The sequence below is a fragment of the Vibrio sp. 2132-1 genome (assembly GCF_033344315.1).
In genome coordinates this window covers 1-615 of record NZ_JAWPON010000526.1, presented here as the reverse complement: position 1 = coordinate 615, position 615 = coordinate 1, and the positions used below count along the sequence as shown (strand labels likewise).

Genomic DNA, 615 nt, shown 5'->3' with positions numbered 1-615 from the left:
CAACGGCAGAGTTGCTTCGCGTAGCCATTCTTTTACTTCGCCTTCAACAAGCGGGCTGATTTGTTCCCATACTTTTTGATGGTAGTCGTTCAACCAAGCAAGTTCTGGACGAGTCAGCATATCGACATTGATATTGCGTTTATCGATTGGACAACGCGTCAATGATTCGAATGATAGAACAGGGAAGTCACCGTTAGTCGGTGTTTCAACTATGAGCTCTAGGTTCTCGATTCGGATACCGAACGCATCTGCACGGTAGTAACCAGGCTCATTTGATAGCACCATGCCTTCAGTTAGCGGCACATCAATTTGTTTCTTCGAGATGCTTGCCGGACCTTCATGCACACTTAGGAAGTGACCTACACCGTGGCCAGTGCCATGGTCGTAGTCATAACCTTCCGCCCAAAGATGTTGGCGAGCCAATGTATCGATTTGGTAACCGCGAGTGCCTTTCGGGAAGCGGGCACGTGCTACACCGATATGACCTTTCAGCGCGAGAGTGAACTGCTTGATCATTTCTGCTGATGGCTGACCAATCGCGATGGTGCGTGTAATGTCGGTTGTGCCATCTAGATACTGACCGCCTGAATCAACAAGGTAAAGTGTGTTCAGCTC

1 protein-coding gene is annotated in these 615 nt (G+C 48.9%); it reads right to left on the bottom strand.

Annotated elements, in window-relative coordinates; genetic code table 11:
* A partial coding sequence (locus tag R8N47_RS26445; protein ID WP_318186261.1) for a M24 family metallopeptidase occupies nt 1-615 on the bottom strand: 615 nt, incomplete at both ends.